Raw genomic sequence first — 23,545 nt, 5'->3', positions numbered from 1 at the left:
TTTAGAAAACTAATGTAAAGTGGATGATGTTGCCAAAACAGTTACACCACATGAAATATTCTTCAGATTAATTTTATTGGGCTCCCATACGTAAAAGTATTTCCGCATGACAGTTTAGTTCACGTATTATTTCAAAAATGAATTGTAGCAATCTTATTAAGTAGTTGTAGTGTTTCTTTGTTTTATTTAAATGGATTATTTTAAGTTAATGTGAGTAAGGTTTGGTACATATGATATGTACTTCTTTTTGTGGTTTTAGGAAGTTTAAAAGGGGGAATGAATTTCTTGAGGAAATCATTTAATCAAAAAATTAAAAAGTTAAGTAGTAGTTTAATAGTTGTATTACTAATATGTATGAATTTTTTAATCCATTTACCATTTAAAGCAGAGGCAGCTACAACAGAATTAAAAGGTTTAGGTGATGTATCTTATTACAACGCCATCATTTTTGGAGATCATAGTGCAACGAGTGCGGATATTGAAGGTGCGATGGCTGTTCAGAAAAATATGAACGCATCAAGTTATACAGTCGTAGCGGCTGCAACTGGAGCAAATAACTTAGCTGGAGCAACTTGGGTAGATGAAGGATATCCATCATTATTACTAGGCGGTCAATTTACGAAAGCGGGAGCAGGACAAGTAATTATTCAAGATGGAACAGTGGCGATGACAAAAGACGGTGACCCAGATGGCGCAATGAAAACATCATATGACCGTATCTCTTATAAAGAGCAAGCGGAGATTGATGCTAAGTTTAAAGAATTTAGAAAAGACGTTGATAGCGTAATTGAGGATGCGGGCCAATTACATACTGATAAACCAAAATCGGGTATGACCTTTGGAATCGGTGAAGATGTAAAGAATCCTAATATTTATGTCTCTTCAGGATTAGAAGGGCAAGAACCATTCAATGTAAAGGATGTTTATCTTCCAAATGTAAGTAACAAAGATTTTATTGTTATTCATTCAGATGCAGAAGAAGTTAATTTTGGTGGCGGTGCAATCCTGTATGATACGACAGATAAGGGCGGGTTCACATTAGCTAATACCTCTCAAGCATATGACCCTAATTCCTTCTTCACTGAGTTAGCTAGTAAAGTCATTTGGGTGTTCCCTAATGCTAAAAAGATAACAACTAAAGGATATGGTGTAGTAGGTAGTGTGTTTGCACCTAATGCAGTTGTAGAAACAAAAGGTGGTTCTATTAATGGACAAGCCTATGTTGGAGGATTACACCAAAGAGATGGTTTTGAGGTTCATAACTTTAAATTTAACTGGCCAAAGTGGAATAAGCCAGCAGCTGAAAAAGGACATTTACAAATTAAAAAAGTTGATGAAAACGATGAAAATATTGTTTTAAAAGACGCAAAATTTGATGTTATAGACAAAGATAATAACGTTGTGGCTACTGTTACAACAAACGAAAAGGGGATTGCGGAAGTTAAAGATTTACCATTTGGTGACTATTTTGTAAAAGAAATAAATGCACCAGAAGGATATATAAAAGTTGATACACCAGTCAAAGTAACAATTGATAATACAAACGTAATTGAACTTGTTATGAAGAATACGAGAAAAGTAGAGAATGGCCAATTTAAATTATTGAAAAAAGATAGTGAATCTGGTCAACTTCTACCAGGTGCAAAATTTGATGTTATCGATAAAGATGGGAAAGTTGTGGAAACAATTGTTACAGATGATAAAGGTGAAGCCTTATCGAAACAACTTCCAGTTGGAAGCTATACATTAAAAGAAGTAGAAGCACCGAAAGGATATGAATTATCATCTAGTTCAGTTTCTGTTGATGTAGAGGCTAATAAAGTAGTGACTGTAGATGTGGTGAATAAAAAGATCCCCGAAAAAGTAACAGGTCAATTTGAAATCGTGAAAGTAGATGCGGAAGATAAAACGAAAGTATTATCAGATGCAGAATTCGAAGTGTATAAAGATGGTAAAAAAGTAGATACGTTACGAACAGATAAAACTGGTAAAGTAGTTTCACAGAAATTAGAACCAGGAAAGTATACATTAAAAGAAACGAAAGCACCACAAGGATATAAGTTGTTAAAAGAAGAAATTGAAGTCGTTGTGGAAGCAAACAAAGTAGTAGAAGTACAAGTAGAAAACGCAAAAGAACTAGGAAGCTTACAAGTAATCAAAAAGGATGCAGAGAGTGGAAAAGTTCTAGCAGGTGCAGAATTTAAATTAAAGAACGAAGCTGGTCAAGTAGTTGGAGAAGCGAAAACAACGAATAAAGACGGTGTTGTGAAATTCGAAAGCTTAGTGCCAGGAAAGTATACGTTAGAAGAAACGAAAGCACCAGAAGGTTATAAAGCGTTAGAAGTAACAGTAGAAGTAAATGTTGTAGCAAATGAAGTAGTAAAACAAGAAGTTATGAATGAAAAAGTGAAAGAAGAAATTACAGGTCAATTAGAAATTACAAAGGTAGACGCTAATAATACAAATAAAATATTAGCAGGCGCAGTGTTTGAAATTTGGAAAGACGGAACAAAAATCGACACATTAACAACAAACAAGAGCGGTAAAGCGACTTCTAAGAAGTTAGAACCAGGAGATTACACTTTAAAAGAAATCCAAGCGCCAGAAGGATATACTTTATCCGATAAGGAAATGAAATTTACGATTTCTAATGAAAAAATTGAAGTTGTAAAGCTTCAAATTACAAATGAAAAAGATACAGAAAAAGGTCCGGAAAAACCAGGTGAAGGAACAGAGAAGCCGGGTGAAGGAACAGAGAAGCCGGGTGAAGGAACAGAGAAGCCGGGTGAAGGAACAGAAAAGCCAGGTGAAGGAACAGAAAAACCAGGTGAAGGAACAGAAAAACCAGGTGAAGGAACAGAAAAACCAGGTGAAGGAACAGAAAAGCCAGGTGAAGGAACAGAAAAACCAGGTGAAGGAACAGAAAAGCCGGATGAAGGAACAGAGAAGCCAGGTGAAGGAACAGAGAAGCCAGGTGAAGGAACAGAAAAGCCGGGTGAAGGAACAGAAAAACCAGGTGAGGGAGTAGAAAAACCTAATTTACCAGAAAAAGGACAAGGTTCTTCTAATAATCAACAACTTCCAGCTACAGGACACAATACGAATTACGTTCCATTCATCGGTTTTATGCTTCTGCTATTAGGAATACGTTTAAGATTCATGGCTAAAAATAGCTAAAAGATGTATAAAAGGCATCAGAGATATATAATCTCTGATGCCTTTTAAGTGAATACAGATAAAATGAAAATATCTATATGGAATGATAAATATGTTAAGCTTCAATTACGCTAAGCATTCTGTTTATAAATGCAGCTGCGTGTGCACGTTGTGATGGTCCTTTTGGTACGAATTGATTAAATTCATTACCTTTTACAATTCCGTATCCATACACTCTTTGTACTTCTTCTTTAGCGTAAATTAAGTTTTGGTCTACGAATGGTAGTTCAACTTGTTTTGCAAAAATACCAGCGTGTTTTAGAGAACGATCGATCATAATAACAGCTTCTTCGCGTGTAATTGTAGTATTTGGATCAAATGTATTATCACCACGTCCGCGGATTATACCTGCGCTTGCTGCACGATTAATACCGTCTCTTAACGATGGGTGTACTTGTTCTAAGTCTGTGAAATTAGCATTTCCACTTGGTAATTGTAAAGCACGAGTAATTAGTGTAGCAAATTCAGCACGCGTTACAAGACGTTCTGGGAAGTACTTGCCGTTCCCTTCTCCTTGCATAATGCCTCTAGCTGCTAATTGACGAATGTCTTGTTCATACCATCCACCTGTAATGTCATCAGTTACGGGATTTTTTTGATTTTCCTTATAGTATGTTTCAGTTCCTTTTAAGAAAGCATCCCATTGTCCGCGTTGAATCATAAACGCAGGGCAGTTTTTTCCTGACCAAAATTGGTGTTTTTGGACCTTATCTAGAGAAATATTTAAGTCGTTCATTAAATAAGCTGCCAATTTACGGGCATTTTCTACCGCTTTTTCATAGTTTCCATCTTGATTAACGGCAATTTCAATTCCGATAGATTCATAGTTTCCAGTTTTATTTCCAGCATGCCATCCAACTTCATTTACTGGAAGATGTTGGTAAATCTCTTTATCATCTACTGTGAAATGCCAAGATGCGGCGCGATCAGCTGTTCCGCGTGCTTGATTATCTAAGAATTTTGCATGATTTAGAGCATTGGCACCCTTCGCTGTATTAGCTGTTTCGTGAATCGTAATATATTTAGGTACCATCGGGTAGCCAGGGCGAATATCGTCATTTCCTTTTGGGACAATCATTTCTTTAAATGTAACGCCATAAATATTGTTTGTTTGTAGAGCTTCTGGCGATCTCAATAAACTATTTTTAGCAGTACGACTGTTTTTTAATAATGAAGCTTTTGTACCTTCAAATGTAGCAGAAGGTGCATAAATCCATTTTGCTGTTTCATTTATTTGGACTTTAAACCAATTTCCAGCTTGTTCAGTAGGAGTTATGACTTGTGGCTGTAGTTTCCCTTCTTCTTTAAATGATTGGAACGGAAGGGCATGTATGGAAGCTTCTTCTTTTACGATTAATTTTTGATTAGATAGTTTATGAATCTCTTGAACTTCTAAGCTATTATCATTGTTATCTATCCATCCAGCGCCAGTTGGCGTCGTTATGTAATAAGCATTTCCTTTTTTCTTTGTCGCCGTTACGACTTGTTCTGTAATCTCGATATTCGATTTGTTTTTTAAATCATTCGCGGTATATAATGAATGTTTTTTTGAAGTGTATAGTAGGAATTGGCTAGTAACCTCGATATCTTCTTCATGAGTACTATGCTCATTAACATGCTCTTTAATACTTTTAAAAACTTGATCTTCCGTATATACTTCAGCGGATTTTTCAGCACTCTCTGCAAATGAATAAGTAGGTGCAAGAACAGTTTGTAATGCAAGAGAGAGAGTTAAAACACTATAAAATTTCTTTTTCATATTTTTTTTAACACATTAGATTATGGAATCTAGTGTTAACATTCCTCCTTTTTATATTGTATTTTCACTATGTGTCGATTTTAGTACTAATAAATTTTAACAAGAGAAAATCATGATGTCTATATACATGAGCGATATTCATAAAAAGAATTATTTGAAAAAATGTAAGAGAAACAGGTAAAACCTTCTGTATTGACCTGTAAACGCCCTTCAAGTAAACTAAAGAGAGTTTGCAAATGAAAAGGTGATAATGTTGTTAATTTCAATTAAAACGTTACAAGATGATCGTTTTTTACGTCCGCTACAAAATATTGGCGGCTTATTTTTTGAAGATAGTACGATTGGATTTGAACAAGAGGAAGCAAATCTTATCGTTGATATACACATTGAGGATAATGTGAAAGCATCCGCTCGATTAACGGATGTTAGCACAGGAAATGTGTATGAAGAAACATTCTCGAAAGATTTATCTGCTTTCACAGATGAAAAAGAGCGTATGAAGCAAGTGAAGCATGTTGTTTCTTATGTATATCTTTCTGTTCTTCAGCAGTTAACTGGTATTGAACAAAGCTGGGGTATTTTAACGGGAGTACGTCCGACGAAACTTCTTCATAAAATGCTTCAAAATGGTATGTCAAAAGAAGAAGCGCATCAAGAGCTTCGTGAAAGTTATTTAATTCATGAAGAGAAAATTGAACTTCTTCAGCGCATTGTTGATTGCCAATTAGCAGTTGTTCCGGATTTATACCGTTTGAAAGAAGAAGTAAGTATTTATATCGGTATTCCGTTCTGCCCAACGAAATGTGCATATTGTACATTCCCGGCTTATGCGATTAATGGACGCCAAGGCTCTGTTGATTCGTTCTTGGGTGGTTTACATTATGAAGTTCGTGAAATTGGTAAGTTTTTAAAAGAAAAAGGTGTAAAAGTTACGACGATTTATTACGGCGGCGGTACACCTACAAGTATTACAGCAGAAGAGATGGATATGCTGTATGAAGAAATGTATGAAGCGTTCCCAGATGTGAAAAATGTGCGTGAAGTAACAGTTGAGGCAGGTCGCCCAGATACGATTACGCCAGCAAAGCTAGAAGTTTTAAATAAATGGAATATTGACCGTATTAGTATTAATCCGCAGTCATACCATCAAGAGACACTAAAAGCAATTGGACGTCATCATACTGTAGAAGAAACAATTGAGAAATACCATTTAGCTCGTGAAATGGGAATGAACAATATTAATATGGACTTAATTATTGGTCTTCCTGGTGAAGGGTTAGATATCTTCAAACATACGTTAGATGAAACAGAAAAGTTAATGCCAGAATCATTAACAGTTCATACGTTATCATTCAAACGTGCTTCTGAAATGACGCAAAACAAACGTAAATATAAAGTAGCAGGTCGCGAAGAAATTACAGCGATGATGCACGAAGCAGAAGAGTGGACGCAAAAGCATAATTACGTACCATATTACCTATATCGTCAAAAGAATATTTTAGGTAACTTAGAGAACGTTGGTTATGCAATGCCGACGCAAGAAAGTATTTACAACATTGTCATTATGGAAGAAGTACAATCAATTATCGGACTTGGTTGTGGTGCATCAAGTAAATTTGTTCATCCGAAGACAGGAGCAATTACGCACTTCGCAAATCCGAAAGATCCAAAATCATATAACGATGGCTTTGTGAAATATACAGAAGATAAACTGAAAATTTTAGAAGAGCTATTTGCATAAGAAGAAAGAGGTTGTTCCGAGTCGGAACAACCTCTTTTTTATCCTGCAGTAACGGGCGGTCCGATTATATCTTGTCAGTTTTTGTCGGTAAGTCGATATATTCGAAAAATCGCTGATATAATTCGAGTTGCGCTGATATATTTTGAAAATCGCCGATATATTTCAAGTTACGGTCGATATATCTGGAAAATCGCTGATATAATTTCATTTACCGTCTAGTGGTACCGTATGTAAAACTATGTCGATAATAATCAGAAAAATTAGTCAAATCATTAAAGGACAATGTCTACTTATGGACGAAATGATAGATTTATGAAAGAGAAAAGGGGGAAATTGTTGGCATGTACATGACGATAGGGAGAATTTTTGATTTATCAGTTGGTAAGTATCCGAATAAAGAGGCGTTAGTGGAACCTGAAAAGAATATTCGCTGGACGTATAAACAGTGGGATGAACAAATAAATAAAACAGCGCACGCTCTATTAGAAGACGGAGTAAGAAAGGGAGATACGGTATCTGTTTACTTATATAATTGCCGTGAATTTGTAAACGTTTACTTAGCCTGTGCGAAAATCGGAGCGATCTTTAACCCGATTAATTTCCGCTTAAAGGCGAAAGAAGTATCTTATATTCTTCAGGACGCATCCTCGAAAGTCGTTGTCTTTGAAAAAGCAGTTGAGTCAACTGTTGCTATAATTGAAAGAGATTTTCCAAATACATCTTTTTGGTCTATAGAAAACGATAAACCTTCCTATGCAAGTTCCTACCATGAAAAAGTGAATGCAGCATCTTCTGAGAAAGTAAATATCGAAATTGATGAAATGGATTATTGTTCAATGCTTTATACGAGCGGTACGACAGGTCATCCGAAAGGCGTATTACATCGTCATCGCGAAATGACTGAGCATAGTATGATTTGTACGTATTTCCTTAAATATAATAGAGATAGTGTAGGGCTTGTCGTTGCGCCTTTATATCACTGTGGTGAATTAAACGCTGGAATCATACCACGCATTCAAGTTGGCGGAAAGAATGTTATTTTGCATCATTTTGATACAGAAACAGTATTACATACGATTCAAGAAGAAAAGATTACGACGTTCTTTGCAGCGCCGACAATGTGGAATATGTTGTTGCAAAAAGATTTAGCTCAGTATGATTTAACTTCGATGAAGATTGGTATATACGGCGGAGCAGCAATGGCACCGGCGTTAGTAAAAGAATGTAAAGAACGTCTTTATATTGATCTTGTTCAAATATACGGAATGACAGAAATGGGGCCAGTTGTTGCGTTTCTCGTAGAGGAGGATCAAATTACGAAAGCTGGTTCAGCAGGCACGCCATGCTTTAGCCATGAAGTTCGTATTGTGAAACCGAACGAGGATGCACCGGCAGAACCAGAGGATGTATTACCTCCTTATGAAGTGGGAGAAATTATTTTGCGCGGCCCAACTATGATGGCTGGCTATCATAATCGTGAAGAAGCGAATAAAAAATCGATGTATAAAGGATGGTATCATTCGGGTGATCTAGGCTATTTTGATAAAGACGGTTATTTATTCGTTGCTGATCGCGTTGATGATATGGTAATTAGCGGTGGCGTAAATATTTATCCTCGTGAAATTGAAGATTTCCTTCATAGTCATCCTGGTATATTAGATGTGGCGGTACTTGGTGAGCCAGACGAATTATGGGGAGAGCGTGTTGTGGCAGTTATTGTGAAGAAAGATGAAACAATAACAGAAGCTGATTTAGAAACGTATTGCAAAGAAAGTGATGAACTAGCAGATTATAAACGTCCGCGTCATTATTTATTTGTAGATGAACTCCCTCGTAATGCGAGCGGGAAGTTGCAGAAATTTGTGCTGAGGGAGTCATTGAAAGGTGCGAAAAAATAAAAAATGAAGGATACCCCATATCTATGGGGTACCCTTCATTTTTCTATATTAAACAGAAGAAACAATATCTTTGTTAATTCTCATTTCTTCTTGTTGAAGGTTAATTAGCGCATTTGAAATAAGGTGGAAAAACAAAATGGATGTAATGTCCAAAAAGAAAAGACACCTTAAGGTGCCTCTCTCCGACTTGAACCATTTCATTTCATACGAATCTATCCGTATTACCATTACCCCTTTGTTATGAGTGTAAACACATACTATAAAGCAGAATCGTCTATATACACTAGATTGTTAGTTCACAAAAGACAAGAGATTTGAGATCAATATTGAAGTGACGCCACATCCCCTATAATAATTGATATGTTACGCCTTTTAAAAGAATCTGCTTTATAGAACGTGCCCACAAGTTATATTTTACTACATGTAATATTCATTTAGTGTATTTTTTGATGAATATGTATAATTACATAAACTGTATGAAAAAAAGAGAGTATACTCTGATGTTGTGTAATAAAGATAAAGCCCGCCTACGGAATAGGGGGCTTTTCTTACTTTTTATAAATATTTATTCCAATTATATTATCAGATGAGTCTAAACGAATATAAACGTCATCTGATAAAAGGTGTGCATTATATATTCTTTGTTTATATGTTGATATCTCGAAGCGTTTTCCATTTAATTCACATTCTAGAATAATCATATCGCCATGTTCTTTCCAATTTATTAATTTAGCAGTCGTATTCATATAAACCTCCTCTGAATCATTTTATGAAAATTAGTAGAGATAGTGTGAGAAAGGAGTTTATATAACAAAAAAAGACACCTTAAGTGTCTTCTTTGATTACTATAAAAGTCGTTGAATGAAATAGGTTTCTATTTTTATTTGCGTGAAAAGCCTTCTTCATCAAGGTATTCCGCAGCTTCTGGATAAGAGTTGAATGTACCGTCTAAGTTTACACCAGCGTACACGTTCCACATGTCATCCTCTGAAATAAGAGTAAGAATATGACCATCTTCGTTCTGCCATTCTTCTTCTTTCGCAGGTTCTACAGGTGCTACTACCTCTTCTTGTGATAGAAGGTCAATTGATTTCTCAATTACTGAATGTAACTCCTCTGCTGAAAACTCACGGATGTTAACCATGCCTTTATCATCTGTTTTATAACCTTTAATACCACTTGCATATACAAATCCATTTCCATTTGGGTGTAAATGAAATACAACGTTCTTTTTATCTAAACGACTTTCTTCAAAGTGGAAGTTTACACGTTTTAATGATACGTTCTTTCTTTCTAGTTCTGGGAAAGATTCAATAATCGATAATTTTTCTTCAAAAGTTAGCATAGTGCCTCCAAGTATATAGTAAAAGATTTAATTTGTTCATTATAGCATAGTTGCAATTGTTTCCAAAGATAAGGGGAAAACTTTTCGTTGAATACGTTTACGTCACGAGAATGTAAAAAGTGAGCTAACGAATGTATCTTTTTAGGTGTACAATGGAACATGGACTTTATACAAAGGTGGTTTTTTTATGTTTCAAAAAATAGCAAAGGAATGTTTAGCAGGATTTACTGTTGCGATTGTTGCGTTACCACTTGCGATTGCATTTGGTATTGCCGCGACAGGAACGTCTGAGGGTGCGCTTGTTGGATTGTATGGTGCGATTTTTGCAGGTTTATTCGCAGCGTTATTTGGCGGGACACCTGGGCAAGTAACAGGGCCAACTGGACCAATTACCGTTATTGCAACAGGAGTTATTGCGACGCACGGGTTAGAGGCAAGTTTTATTGCCTTTATGATGGCAGGGTTATTTCAAATTTTATTCGGTGTATGTAAGCTCGGTTCTTACGTTCGATATATTCCGTATCCTGTCGTTTCAGGATTTATGAATGGTATTGCATTAATCATTATTTTAGGCGAAATAAAGCACGTACAAAATAGTTTTTTACTTGTTGTGTTAACGATTATTGTAATGATTGTTTCTGGCAAATGGATTAAGGCGATTCCGTCTAGTTTAGTAGCACTAGTCGGTGTGACAGCTTTGCTTCCTTTATTTTCTTCTCTACTCGAAGGACTTACAGTAAAGTTACCGATTATCGGAAATCTTTCACTAAATAAAGTAATTGAAAAGATTGGAACCATTCCAGAAGCGATACCTACGCTTCATATTCCATCTTTAAGTGGAACAGGAATAGCAGCACTTATTTTACCAGCGCTTAGTATTGCTTTATTAGGATCGATTGACTCGTTGTTAACATCGGTCGTAATGGATAATGTGACAGGTACACGTCATAAAAGTAATAAAGAGCTCGTTGGACAAGGTATCGGTAATATGATGAGCGGATTGTTTGGCGGATTAGCAGGTGCAGGTGCGACTGTAAGGTCTATCGTGAATATAAGAAGTGGCGGTAAAACGGCACTTTCGGCATGTATGCATAGTGTTATCTTATTTATTTTTATTATGGGTCTTGGTTCGGTCGTACAATATATTCCACTTGCTGTATTATCAGGTATTTTAATTTTAACTGGTATTGGAATGTTCGATTGGGGAAGCATGAAAAAGATGCATGTCGCTCCTAAAGGTGATGTCGTTGTTATGCTCGTAACGATGATTGTAACGGTGAAGTTCGATTTAATGATTGCTGTTGCCTTCGGTATTATTCTTTCGTTCATCATATATATGGTGAAATGTAAAGAACGTAAAACTTCTATCGTAAAAGAAAAAGAAGAAACGTACACAATTCAAGGGCCGCTCTCTTTCCTATCAGTAGATCGTATTTTCTCTACTTTACAAGATGTGAAGTCACCGGTTGTTTTACGTATGAAAGATGTGCGTTATATGGATGTATCAGGAGCTATGGCATTATTAAATTTTGTTGAGCAATCAAATAAAGTAGGAGCAAGTGTAAAGCTTGAGCAAGTACATCCGAGTATTGAAAAAACAATCGCAGTAATGGCAAGCGATGAACAGAAAGAGCAATTGAAAATCTTAAGTGTTTAGATAGTAATTAGAATATCTCACAATTTTACATAAATTATAATGTAGAGTTGTGGGATGTTTTTATAATGTTTTTAGTAATATGTATCGCAGTGACAGAGAGGAAGGGCTCTTTTGGCGTAACAGAAACGCTTATAGTGTGTACATATATAATGGAAGGAATTAGAAAAATATTGTGAAGAGACAGGCTTAAATGGGTTCGCTTTTCTATTTTGAAAAAAAACCAAGTATTCAACCTATAATAAATTTGTTATGATAACCAATGGGATAAAATGAATCCCTATCGCTTAAAACAATATGTTTGAGAGTATATGTATAAAAGAAAAGAGAAAAAATATGAATAAAACATTTGTAAAAGGAGCAGCAATTTTAACCATTACAACTTTTTTGTCAAAATTGCTTGGTAGTTTTTTTCAAATTCCATTACAAAATATTGCAGGAGATGAAGTGCTCGGTATTTTTCGCCTTGTTTTTCCTGTATATATGATTGCTCTTACATTATCGGTAGCCGGAGTTCCACTTGCAATTTCGAAACTAATTGCAGAGTTGAACGAAAAAAATAAGCAAAAGGAAATTGCGAAATTATTTAAATCAGCGTCAATTATTGGGATAGCATTTGGCGTTTTCGGCTGTTTAGTCATTGTATTATTTTCTATTGAAATTGCGAATATGCTCGGTGGACAAGAAACTAGAATGCCGTTGCTTATTACTTCATTAGCATTACTCATTGCGCCATACATGGCGGTGTATAGAGGGTATTTTCAAGGTTTCGGTGATATGAAACCAACAGGGGTATCACAGGTCATTGAGCAATTTGTACGTGTGTTTTTTATGTTAATAATTGCTTACATACTAGTATCATGGGATAAGAGTAATACTGTTATTACTAGTGGGGCGATGGTTGGCTCTTTTCTTGGAGTCATTAGTTCGCTTATATATTTGCGTATAAAATATAATAGAAGTCCATACTACAATAAAAGCAATTCCTATTCGCTCCGAGATTTAAGAGAAAACGGCAAAAAGATATTGCGGGTATCGATCCCAATCGCTATCGGAGCTTTATCAATGCCACTTTTAAATTTAGTAGACTCGCTTACAATACCGCATGTATTACAAGGATCATCAACAGAAATTCAAGAACAATTTGGAATATACAGTCGCGGTTTTGCATTCACACAAATAATTGTTATTTTTGCAAGTGCAATTGTATTTCCGTTAATACCACTCTTAACTTCCGCATTGGCCAAAAGAGATATAAATTTGGCGAAAATAACAATTCAAAATACAAATCGACTAGCGCATGTTTTGACAGCACCGTTAACAATATGGTTGATGGCATTAACCGTACCGTTAAATGTCGGATTGTTCACAGACGTAAAAGGCAGTAGTATGTTAACAGTTATGATTGGCAGTTCGTATTTTACTGCGGTTATGGTATTATCAATAGGTGTTTTACAGGGCATTAACCGTTCTGCACAAGCTGCATGGATTGTTATTGGTGCGAGTTGTGTGAAAGTCATGCTAAACATGATGTTCGTGCAGAAGTTTGGCATAGATGGAGCGGCGTATAGTACATTAATTACTTACGTATTGATTTGTATTGTAAATCATTTGTATATTCGAAGCTATATTGCCTATTCTATTCATTTAAAAAGCTTTTTCGGTGTGCTAGCAATAGCATGTATTTTGGGACTAGGATTGTATGAATTATGTAATGTGATAGATGTTACAACTTCAAGAATTATGACGTTATTATTCAGTGGTATAGCATTAAGTATTACAACCATTTTGTATGGTGTATGTGCTTTGAAATTAAAATGGATATCAATAAACAAAATACCATTTTTGAAAAGATAAATATAGAAATTTAATTTTTTATTATAATTCATATGAACTGATAAAGAGGAAACTATGTAGGGTATCAAGTGTTTAGGTAAGGAATGGGTACTAGTTTATGTTAGATGAAATAAACGGTTACCTAGTTTTGGAGGAGATTTAGGGTGCGTTTAGTCTTATCAGGATATTATGGTTTTTATAATGTTGGAGACGAGGCGATTCTACAATCAATTATTGAATCGTTAAGTAAAGAGAACCCGGATATAGAACTAGTAGTACTATCAAATGATTCTAAATATACAAAGGAAATGTATGGTGTAGAATCGGTAGATCGCTGGGATATAAAAGCTGTTTATCATGCGATAAAAAACAGTGATGGAGTTATTAGCGGTGGCGGGAGCCTTCTTCAAGATCAGACAAGTACGAAGAGTATTCTATATTATACGGGTATTATGGGACTCGCTCGATTATTAAAAAAGCCGTATTATATTTATTCACAAGGAATAGGTCCAATTACAAAAGGATATAATCGTCTATTAGTAAAATGGAACTTGTCAAAAGCTTCCTATGTATCAGTTCGAGATGAGGATTCGTTTTTATATTTAAAAGAACTTGGCATAAAAAACGATATTGAAATTGTTCCAGACCCTGTTTTAACATGGAAACGGACAAAACAATCGGATTGGTTGCAAAAGCATTCGATACATGGAAAAGTAATTGCGGTTAGTGTGCGTTATTGGAATGCAAAAGAAGATTATATAAAAAAATTAGCTGCGGCATTAAAAAAATTAAAGCAAGAAGGATACCAAATTCTATTTGTTCCAATGCATGAGCCATTTGATCAAAAAGCTTCACGTGAAGTAGTAGACTTAATGGGAGAAGAGACGTATATGCTTCCATATAAAATGGATATCGACGAGAAAATATTCATTTTATCACAATGTTCATTACTAATTGGTATGCGTCTTCATGCACTAGTTTTTTCTGCTGTAGCCAAAACTCCAATGGTCGGGATTTCATACGATCCGAAAATTGATTCGTTTTTAAGTCAAGTGAATCAGCCAGTTATAGGAAGTGTGGATGGCGAATGGAGTGCTGAGTATTTATATGAAATTGCGAAAAAGCAATTAATGCAACAAGGAACTGTGCAGCAAGAGTTACAATTGACAATAGATGAGCTTCGGTTGCAAGGCAAACAGGCAACAAAGAAACTCATTGATCATATGGAAAAAGGCACTTTATTAAAAAAGTAAAGTGTCTTTTGTTTTGTTTTGAATTTAATGAAAATTCTAATTAAAAAACGTTTTATTTTAATTCCTATTTATTATGCTAAAATGATTGTGATTATTATATAATCAAATTTGTGATAATAAATTCGTAGATTACGAGGAGGATAACCTTGAAGACTTTTTCAAAAGGTATAACAGCAGTGGCATTAACGGGATCATTACTTTTAACTCCTATTTCAAGTTATGCGGCAAATGATGATATTACAGGACATATGTTTGAGACGAATATGCGCTCACTTATTACTAAAGGAGTTTTAATGGGGTATGGAGACAATGTATATGCGCCTGATAAATTAGTAACAAGAGCAGAGTTTGCTACATTCATAGCAAGGGCTTTAAATTTACCGAAAGCTGATTCGAATTTCGAGGATGTGCCGAAGACTTACGGTTTATATGATGGTGTAAGTAGAGCATATGGAGCGAAAATTATTAATGGTCGTACGAACGAGACATTCTCACCAAATGATGTGATTACACGTGAAGAAATGTCGATAATGGTAAAGCGAGCGTTAGACTATAAAAATATTAAAGTAGCTGTAAGTCCGCTTACCTTTACTGATAAAGATAGTATTAACTATAAAGAGCATGTACAAGTTATGGTGGCTACTCAAATTATTAAAGGGTATCCAGAAGATAATACATTTAGACCACATTTATCAGCTACAAGAGGGATGGCTTCAGCTATGTTGGATCGCATGCTTCAGACGATTGAAAAAAACGGAAATAGCAATCCTGTAGAAACTAAGAAATATGTTGTGACAAATGTAAGAGAAAACGGAACAGAGCAAGAAGTAGAGCGCTATAATACGTATAAAGAAGCGGTTACGGCTGCTCAAAATAAAGGTATGAATGCGGTAAAATACGAGAACGAATTTTTATGGATTAAAGATGGTTTTGCAAGTGCGAAAAGAATAACTGGGCAAAACATCATTAATATTTATGATGAGAATTTATCAACAGTATATACGTATATTCAGTATGGAACAGAATTGAAAGTATTAGAAGTTGGCGAAGATCGTGTGAAAGTTCAACTTTCTGGTTTGACAGGTTATGTGAAGAAGAATGAAATCACTTTAATTCCTACAAATGAAATGAAACAGTCGTCTTATTATGTGAAATCAGATGGATATTTATACCATAAATATTATACATATAATACAAGTTCACCTGGATATACAGAATTTAGATATGGTGTGGCACCTTCTTTCATGAAGCAAGGACAGCAAATGTATAGTGTAGATGGAAAGACATTTGGAGACGAAACTTTCTATCAATATTTCAATTATTTATCATTACGTTCGAAAACAGATTATACAGCTGAACAACTAGATAGTTATGTGAAATCGATTAAACCAGACTCTCCATTAATTGGTTTAGGAAAGAAATTTAAAGAAGTAGAAAGCAAGTATAATGTAAATGCATTATTCTTATATTCATTAGCAATTCATGAAAGTTATTATGGAACAAGCGCTCTTGCAAAAGACAAAAATAATTTATTTGGTTTAAAAGCAACAGACGATAGTCCGTATGGTAACGGAGAAGCATTCAATTCAAAAGAAGATTGTATTGAACATGCAGCAAAATTATACATGAATGAAGGATATTTAAATCCAGGACATTGGCGTTATACAGCAACATATACAGGTGATAAAGCTGCTGGTTTAAATGCGAAATATGCATCTGATGCGAACTGGGGGAAAAAAGTAGCGGGGCATATGAACCGTTTTGATTCTTATTTAGGTAAAAAAGAATACAACAAGTACAAACTTGCACGTGTGATGAATAACGTGGAAGTGAAAAAGAATCCTAGTATATCAAATGAGCGACTGTATCGTTTAAATACAAATGTAGTTGTCACAGTTACTGGTGAAGAGATAATAAATGGAAAAGCGTGGGTTAAAGTTATTTCAGATAATCCTACTGTAACAGAAGCGTATATTGCAAAAGAAAGCTTAGAATACGTAAAACATTAATTAAATAAAAAAGAAGGTGCTACTAATATTTCGTAGCACCTTCTTTTTATTCAATTTCAAAATCAACAATGATATAAGCGAGTATAACAACGAAGAAAATACTAACGGCTGGTGCTGTTAATACGTGGCCAGACATAAAGCCAATGCCAAGTGATAGAACGAGTGTGCTCGCTAATAGCATATACTTTACTTTCATGATTTTCTTAAAGTTTGTGATCATGCGGATAAATAATTTAATACCAAAGTATAGAAGAGGTATTAAGTAAATAAGGAAACCGACAATTCCAAAGGCGAAAAATAGGTCATGGAAGTCCATTTCAATTAATTTAATTTTATCTGTGTAGTTACCAGCGTAACCCATTCCGAATAGTTTTTGTGAAAGCGGTGCGTCTTTATAGTATTGTTTGTATGTTTTTAAGAATTTGTCGCGATCACTGTAAATTAAACTTTTTACTTCAGAATCTGTAAGTTCACCTTTTGCATGTTTTTTTGCATCTTCTGGATCTGCTTTAATTACTTTTCCTTCTTTTCGATCTTTCTCTTCTTGTACTGATTTTTTGTATTCGTATATTTGCATGTGAATGCCCATATTTTTTGCGATAGGAGTATGCGGTGTAAGAGCAATTAAACCTCCTAGTATAACTGCGACAACAACGGTATTTACAATATGTGTGAATCCTTTTCCTTCTTTTTTACGATTTATCATATATTCAATGAATGAGAAGAAAAGTGCTACGCCTAATGTAATAACAATTGCGCCATATCCGACTTTCGTTCCGACCATAATACTTGCATACATCGCAAGTATTGTTGGAATCCAGTAATATATTTTCGAGAAAGAAGTTGTTTTATGAATCGAATATAAGACAATGATTGGGAACATAATGGCGAAAAGAGAACTTAAATCATTTCCAGCGAAGAACCAACCTCTTGAACCGATTTTTGAGTGAGGATAGCTTGGGAAATCCGTTCCAGTTTGCATTGCGACAATCATTGTAATGCTTAAAATTAAAGTTGCATATAAGAAATATGTAATGATTTTATGGAATACATACTCTTTATTTTTTAGCTCTTTAAAGGCGATAATATATCCAAACAGTAGCACAATTGGATATACGCTCTTTAAGATGAATTTAACTTCTTCTCCAAATGAAACTGGAGATTTAACCATCATATTATTTACAAGACCGATTGCGAGTGCGATCCCGAGTAAGCACAAATAGAGGATGTACTTTTTCGCATCTTGTTGTTTGTGATGAAGAAGTAGGTACCCTAATGCAAGAAGCATAAAGGCGAAACGGACTACAACTCCAACTGTTGCGCTCATGTGTAGTATATAGATTGAAAAAGATGTTAATAAATCTAAAATTGGTTGAAACACAATGAATAGCAATAGGAAATGTGGGAAGTAGTTATCCGTTTGTTTCAACTTATTAACCATATGTTCCTCCAGTTCTTCATTCCTTTATTACAACACCTAAAATAGGGGTATAAAGCCTTTTTTACATAGTAAGGCGAATGAATTTCAATATTTGTTTTTTTATCAAACTTAAGAATACACCATTTCATTGTAATGGTAAATAGATGAAAAGCATGGATAAACCGACTTTAATTTCTATATTTTTCAACGGAATTGTATGTTTTATACGGTAAATGTACAAATTGCGAGATTATTAGACAGAAAATTGAGAAAAAAGAAGGGTTTTTCAGTGGTTTTCTATAATTATATAAGTATAATCTTTATGGAGAAAAGAGGGGTATGTAATGGAAGTAACGAGTAAAACAGAATCTGTTATTGTGAAATATGAAGGTAACGTTGCAACGGTTATGGTCAATCGCCCAGAGGTGTTAAATGCGTTAGATGAGCCGACATTAAAAGAGTTATTACAAAAGTTGAAAGAAGTAGCGGAAAGTTCTGCGCATATCGTTGTGTTATGCGGGAACGGCCGTGGTTTTTCTGCGGGTGGGGATATTAAATCGATGCTTTCAAGTAATGATGAAAGTAAGTTTGATGGCATTATGAATACCATTTCTGAAGTTGTCGTGACATTATATACGATGCCAAAGCTTGTTATTAGTGCAATTCATGGACCGACTGCAGGTCTTGGGTTAAGTATTGCGTTAACAGCTGATTATGTAATGGCGGATATATCATCTGTTATTGCAATGAACTTTATTGGAATCGCTTTAATTCCAGATGGAGGCGGTCATTTCTTCCTTCAAAAGCGTGTCGGTGAAAATATGACGAAGCAAATTATTTGGGAAGGTAAGAAGTTATCAGCGACAGAAGCGCTTGATATCGGCTTAATTGATGAAGTAATCGGCGAAGATTTCCAAACGGCTGTGAAACAAAAAATTAATGAATGGTCACAAAAACCGATTAAAGCAATGATTCAAACGAAGCAAATTTTATGTGAAGTAAATCGCTCTAATTTAGAGCAAACATTGCAATTAGAAAAGCGTGGTCAATATGCAATGAGACAAACAGCGGATCATAAAGAAGGAATTGCTGCGTTTTTAGAGAAACGTTTACCAGTATTTAAAGGGGAATAAAGTGAAGTGAGGATTTTGTCCATTCCTCACTGATTATTAGCTCGTTAATTCGGGATAAAGGGGAGAAAGTGCTAACACATTTTAGTATAATTGTGTTAGCACTTTTTTTAAGGAGTAATACATGAAGAAAATGATCGGTGTTATTACTATTATTTTGCTTACATATTCTGCTTTGCATAGTACACCATCTTTGGCAGTTCGGACTGCGTTGTTTTTTGAGGGACATCCAAGTGTTGCATTTTCTGACGGGGTGACGAAAGAAAAAGATGTGAAAAAAGAAGCGATTCCAGATGAGTATCAAACTCTATATGGTAAGGACGAAGACTTAGAGCACTATTTCTTTCCACATGTAAGAGCACATGGATCAGGAATTGATATGTTAAGTGCGTGCGTGAAGAAAAAATGGTTTTTCTATAAAGCAGAGCTCGGATGTTATTAAATATAGGAGGATGAATGATGTCAGCATATAACAAGTTAGTAAGAGATCGTGTTCCAGAGAAGATTTTAATGTCTGGAAAAACATATACAGCACAAAAATTAACAGGGCAAGCATACATACAGGCTTTAGCGAAAATTGGAACGGAAGAAATTCGTGAATTTGCTTCTATGAAAGAACGCGAACATGCGCTAGATTCTCTTGCAGATGCACTAGAAGTTATCATCTCATTAGCACGTGCAGAAGGTGCATCGATTGAAGATGTAGAACGCCTTCGTAAGCAAAAAGAGATAGAGCGCGGTGGATTTGAAAAAGGGATTTATTTATTAGACGTTTCAGAAGAATAGTTTTATAGGAAAAGCATAGCGTTACTGAGTAACGCTATGCTTTTTTGTTGCAATGAAGCTAATAATGAAGAAGATAGCTGTTAATATCCAGCCGATTGTAATAGAAGTAGTAGTGTGAATGGCATAAGAGATTTGTAAACAAAATAATGATGCTAAAAACCAAATGAGTGCAATGTGTATATATTTTTTTGATATATTCATATTTTATAACTCCTTTTATATACTAAAAAGAATTTTACTACAATTTAGAAAATTAAGCTATATAAGTAGAGGTTTTCTGGTGAATTTTGTATACTGAATAGTAGAGAAAAAGAGGAGGAAACGACAATGGCACATCATGCGAAAGAAACGATGGAACTGATTAAGGAGCTTGTCTCTATTCCAAGTCCATCTGGAAATACAGCAAAAATTATTAATTTCATTGAAAACTATGTCAGTGAGTGGAACGTAGAAACGAAACGTAATAATAAGGGAGCTCTTATTTTAACGGTAAAAGGGAAAAATGATGCACAGCACCGCTTATTAACGGCACACGTTGATACGTTAGGTGCGATGGTAAAAGAAATTAAGCCTGACGGTCGCCTGAGTCTTTCTATGATTGGTGGATTTCGCTGGAACTCCGTAGAAGGGGAATATTGCGAAATTGAAACATCAAGTGGCAAGACGTATACAGGAACAATTTTAATGCATCAAACATCTGTACATGTATATAAAGATGCAGGTGAAGCAAAACGCGATGAGAAAAATATTGAAGTTCGTATTGATGAGCGCGTATTTTCAGCTGATGAAGTACGCGAATTAGGAATTGAAGTAGGAGACTTCGTTTCATTTGATCCGCGCGTTCAAATTACAGAGAGTGGATACATAAAATCACGTCATTTAGATGACAAAGTAAGTGTTGCAATTTTATTAAAATTAATTAAAAGATTACAAGATGAAAACATAACATTACCATATACGACGCATTTCTTAATTTCTAATAATGAAGAGATTGGATACGGTGGTAACTCTAACATTCCAGAAGAAACTGTTGAATACTTAGCAGTTGATATGGGAGCGTTAGGTGATGGACAAGCATCTGATGAATATACAGTATCTATTTGTGCAAAAGACTCTAGCGGCCCGTATCATTATGCACTGCGCAAACATTTAGTAGAGCTTGCGAAAACGAATCATATTGAATATAAAGTAGATATTTATCCGTACTACGCATCTGATGCATCAGCTGCGATTCGCGCGGGATTTGATGTGAAACATGCGTTAATTGGAGCGGGTATTGATTCTTCCCACGCATTTGAACGTACGCATGAAAGTTCTATTGCGCATACAGAAGCATTAGTGTATGCATATGTAATGTCTAATTTAATTGAAGAATAATTTCATAGATAATAGAGAGCTGATTAAAGATATTATTTTTAATCAGCTTTTTATTTGGCAAAGCGATTAGGAGACATGTCCTAATCGCTTTTTTATCCCGCTATTTGCCGGGCAGTAAGACTCCTACCTCAAAATTCAGCGAAAGCAAAAAAGTTAGATGGGGGCGGGCTGCCCGTAAAAGCCCGATTGGTGAGGGCTGATTAAAGTTTTTATATACATTCATTATAAGTTATATATATGCGATTTTTGTTATACGGCCGGAAACGTATTTACTATAGATATATAATGTTATACACTATGAAAGGGATTAATTAATAGTTAATATTTTTTAGTTAGCTTGATTAAAAAAATTGTATGAATATGAAGTTTTGAGAGGAGATTTATTTTTCATGAAGTACAAAGCAATAGCCGCAGGTTTATTAGCAGCAAATTTACTAGCACATCCAATTAGTAGTTTAGCAGAAACGAAGAAATTTCCTGATGTTTCAGATAGTGCGTGGTCAAAAGACGCAATTTATTATTTAGTAGAGAGAAATGTAATTAACGGTATGCCAGATGGTAACTTTATGCCATACGGAAATTTAACACGTGCTCAGGCAGCAAAGATTATCGCAACAGCAATTGGTGCTAAAATAGATCCAAATGCAAAGCCGTCTTATAATGATGCAAAAAATAGTTGGGCAGCTTCATTTATTGCAGCCATGGAAAAAGAGAATATTATTAAAGGGCGAGAACCAGGAGTATTTGATCCTGAAGGAAAAGTAACTCGTGCTGAAATGGCAGCTATGCTTGTAAGAGCATATAATCTGAAAAGCAAAGTAACAGGACCAGTTCCTACAAAATTTGCTGATTTAGAGAATCATTGGGGTAAAGAAGAAGTTAATATTTTAGTAGAATTAAAACTTTCATTAGGTACAGAGGATGGCTGGAAACCGAATGATTCTATTACGCGTGAACAAGCAGCTCAACTTACTGCGCAAACAGATAAATTTAGCAAGAATAGTGATCGTCCAGTAGAAACAAAGAAAATGTACATAGATAGAAAATTCATTACATATCACGCACCATCATTAAGTTCTGGGATTAGTGCAAATCAGCATAATCCACAAATGGTTGAAATTAAAGAAGAACGAGATGGATGGATCAAAATTGCAACAAGTAAAGGTGATAAATGGACACCTTTAGTAGAGAAAACAGAAGTTATTAATGAAGGATTCACTACTTATGCAGAAGCTTCTTCTTCTTCAAAAGTAATGGGAACACATAACGCACAACAAGTAACTGTTATTGAAGAGAACGGCAGCTGGATTCGTATCCGCATGGGCGCTGGTTTCCAATGGGTTAATAAAAATCAATTAAATCCAGTGAAGCAAGGTCACTTCTTAGAAGGAAAAGCGATTATCATTGATCCAGGTCATGGTGGAGCGGATTCAGGTAATCCAGGTTATTATGAGAAAGAAAGTGAAACTGTATTAGATGTATCACTACGATTACAGAAAATATTTGAGAAAAAGACACCATTTACTGTGTTATTCACTCGTACAGATGATACACGTCCAGGAACAAGTGCTTCTGATTCTTTAAAGAAACGTGTAGAATTTGCACAAAAAAATAATGGGGATATTTTTGTAAGTATTCATGGTAATGGCACGGAAGAGAAAAATGGACAAGGTACAGAAACGTTCTACTATGAATCAGCGACAGCAAGAGGAACAAATCCTAACGTATCAGAAAGTCGTTTACTAGCAGAAAAAATTCAAGAGCGTCTTGTAGATGCACTGGGAACAAAAGATCGTGGTGTGAAAAAAGGCGATTTATACGTAATTAGAGAAAATACAATGCCAGCTGTATTAGCAGAATTAGCATTTGTAGATAATAAAAGTGATGCAGATAAAATAGCTACACCAGCGCAGAGACAAAGTGCAGCGGAAGCTATTTATCAAGGTATTTTAGATTACTATGAAGAAATGGGTAACAACGTGTCTTCTTTCCGTTAATAAATAATAAGAGATTGCCATTGGCAGTCTCTTTTATTTATTAACGTTTCTCTTTATTTCCGGCATATGATATCATTTAATTTTATATACAAAAGAAAAGTATTTGAGTAATTGTAATCATAAC

Annotated in this window: 17 protein-coding genes; 12 read left to right on the top strand and 5 right to left on the bottom strand. The window is 35.1% G+C overall.

The window, feature by feature from the left end:
• Positions 1-285: 285 nt before the first annotated feature.
• Entirely contained in the window at positions 286-3,177 is a 2,892-nt protein-coding gene (locus tag QCI79_RS08560) for a SpaA isopeptide-forming pilin-related protein (RefSeq protein WP_001232052.1), read from the top strand.
• Between the two features lie 94 nt (positions 3,178-3,271).
• Here QCI79_RS08560 and QCI79_RS08555 read toward each other — a convergent pair whose 3' ends face one another.
• Entirely contained in the window at positions 3,272-4,975 is a 1,704-nt protein-coding gene (locus QCI79_RS08555; protein WP_000726535.1) for an S-layer homology domain-containing protein, read from the bottom strand.
• A gap of 250 nt (positions 4,976-5,225) precedes the next feature.
• Here QCI79_RS08555 and QCI79_RS08550 point away from each other — a divergent pair, with 250 nt between their 5' ends.
• On the top strand, positions 5,226-6,716 hold the full coding sequence (locus QCI79_RS08550; protein ID WP_001999181.1) for a coproporphyrinogen III oxidase: 1,491 nt from the start codon (positions 5,226-5,228) through the stop codon (positions 6,714-6,716).
• A gap of 341 nt (positions 6,717-7,057) precedes the next feature.
• On the top strand, positions 7,058-8,614 hold the full coding sequence (locus tag QCI79_RS08545; protein WP_000281980.1) for a fatty acid--CoA ligase: 1,557 nt from the start codon (positions 7,058-7,060) through the stop codon (positions 8,612-8,614).
• Between the two features lie 548 nt (positions 8,615-9,162).
• On the opposite strand, the gene QCI79_RS08540 is transcribed toward QCI79_RS08545, so the two are convergent.
• Together QCI79_RS08540 and QCI79_RS08535 are read right to left on the bottom strand one after the other, a co-directional pair.
• Complete coding sequence (locus QCI79_RS08540) at positions 9,163-9,360, bottom strand: hypothetical protein (protein WP_001098260.1); 198 nt, start codon at positions 9,358-9,360, stop codon at positions 9,163-9,165.
• A 134-nt stretch (positions 9,361-9,494) separates the two neighbouring features.
• Positions 9,495-9,959 (bottom strand): Rossmann-fold NAD(P)-binding domain-containing protein, encoded by a 465-nt coding sequence (locus tag QCI79_RS08535; protein ID WP_021727552.1) that lies wholly within the window; start codon positions 9,957-9,959, stop codon positions 9,495-9,497.
• 187 nt (positions 9,960-10,146) lie between these two features.
• On the opposite strand from QCI79_RS08535, the gene QCI79_RS08530 reads away from it, so the two are divergent.
• The 4 genes from QCI79_RS08530 (at position 10,147) to QCI79_RS08515 (ending at position 16,711) form a co-directional block, all read left to right on the top strand.
• Entirely contained in the window at positions 10,147-11,616 is a 1,470-nt protein-coding gene (locus QCI79_RS08530) for a SulP family inorganic anion transporter (RefSeq protein WP_000486650.1), read from the top strand.
• 333 nt (positions 11,617-11,949) lie between these two features.
• Complete coding sequence (locus QCI79_RS08525) at positions 11,950-13,470, top strand: putative polysaccharide biosynthesis protein (protein ID WP_001043998.1); 1,521 nt, start codon at positions 11,950-11,952, stop codon at positions 13,468-13,470.
• Positions 13,471-13,613: 143 nt separating this feature from the next.
• Entirely contained in the window at positions 13,614-14,702 is a 1,089-nt protein-coding gene (gene csaB / locus QCI79_RS08520) for a polysaccharide pyruvyl transferase CsaB (RefSeq protein WP_001241591.1), read from the top strand.
• Between the two features lie 146 nt (positions 14,703-14,848).
• A complete protein-coding gene (locus QCI79_RS08515) occupies positions 14,849-16,711 on the top strand; it encodes an S-layer homology domain-containing protein (protein WP_000847506.1) in 1,863 nt (620 codons plus the stop codon).
• A gap of 46 nt (positions 16,712-16,757) precedes the next feature.
• Here the strand turns inward: QCI79_RS08515 and QCI79_RS08510 are convergent, their stop codons facing one another.
• Entirely contained in the window at positions 16,758-18,152 is a 1,395-nt protein-coding gene (locus QCI79_RS08510) for an O-antigen ligase family protein (protein WP_000247535.1), read from the bottom strand.
• A gap of 323 nt (positions 18,153-18,475) precedes the next feature.
• Between QCI79_RS08510 and QCI79_RS08505 the strand changes: the two genes are divergently transcribed.
• The 3 genes from QCI79_RS08505 (at position 18,476) to QCI79_RS08495 (ending at position 20,047) form a co-directional block, all read left to right on the top strand.
• Positions 18,476-19,264, top strand: coding sequence for an enoyl-CoA hydratase (locus QCI79_RS08505; RefSeq protein ID WP_000454180.1), 789 nt, complete (start codon positions 18,476-18,478; stop codon positions 19,262-19,264).
• 121 nt (positions 19,265-19,385) lie between these two features.
• Positions 19,386-19,703, top strand: a complete 318-nt coding sequence (locus QCI79_RS08500; protein ID WP_000738198.1) for a hypothetical protein — start codon at positions 19,386-19,388, stop codon at positions 19,701-19,703.
• A 17-nt stretch (positions 19,704-19,720) separates the two neighbouring features.
• Positions 19,721-20,047 carry a nucleoside triphosphate pyrophosphohydrolase gene (locus tag QCI79_RS08495; protein ID WP_001277349.1) on the top strand — a complete coding sequence of 109 codons (327 nt, stop codon included), beginning with the start codon at positions 19,721-19,723 and terminating at the stop codon, positions 20,045-20,047.
• A 21-nt stretch (positions 20,048-20,068) separates the two neighbouring features.
• Here QCI79_RS08495 and QCI79_RS08490 read toward each other — a convergent pair whose 3' ends face one another.
• The gene (locus QCI79_RS08490) at positions 20,069-20,248 is read right to left on the bottom strand and encodes a hypothetical protein (RefSeq protein WP_001027084.1); all 180 of its coding nucleotides are present in this window, start codon (positions 20,246-20,248) and stop codon (positions 20,069-20,071) included.
• 126 nt (positions 20,249-20,374) lie between these two features.
• Between QCI79_RS08490 and QCI79_RS08485 the strand changes: the two genes are divergently transcribed.
• Both QCI79_RS08485 and QCI79_RS08480 read left to right on the top strand, forming a co-directional pair.
• Complete coding sequence (locus QCI79_RS08485; RefSeq protein WP_000930026.1) at positions 20,375-21,424, top strand: M42 family metallopeptidase; 1,050 nt, start codon at positions 20,375-20,377, stop codon at positions 21,422-21,424.
• Between the two features lie 389 nt (positions 21,425-21,813).
• A complete protein-coding gene (locus QCI79_RS08480; RefSeq protein ID WP_021727551.1) occupies positions 21,814-23,421 on the top strand; it encodes an N-acetylmuramoyl-L-alanine amidase in 1,608 nt (535 codons plus the stop codon).
• Positions 23,422-23,545: the final 124 nt, after the last annotated feature.

The sequence above is a fragment of the Bacillus cereus group sp. MG1 genome, assembly GCF_040460035.1.
Lineage (GTDB): Bacteria > Bacillota > Bacilli > Bacillales > Bacillaceae_G > Bacillus_A > Bacillus_A cereus.
This window is presented reverse-complemented; position numbering and strand designations above follow the sequence as displayed.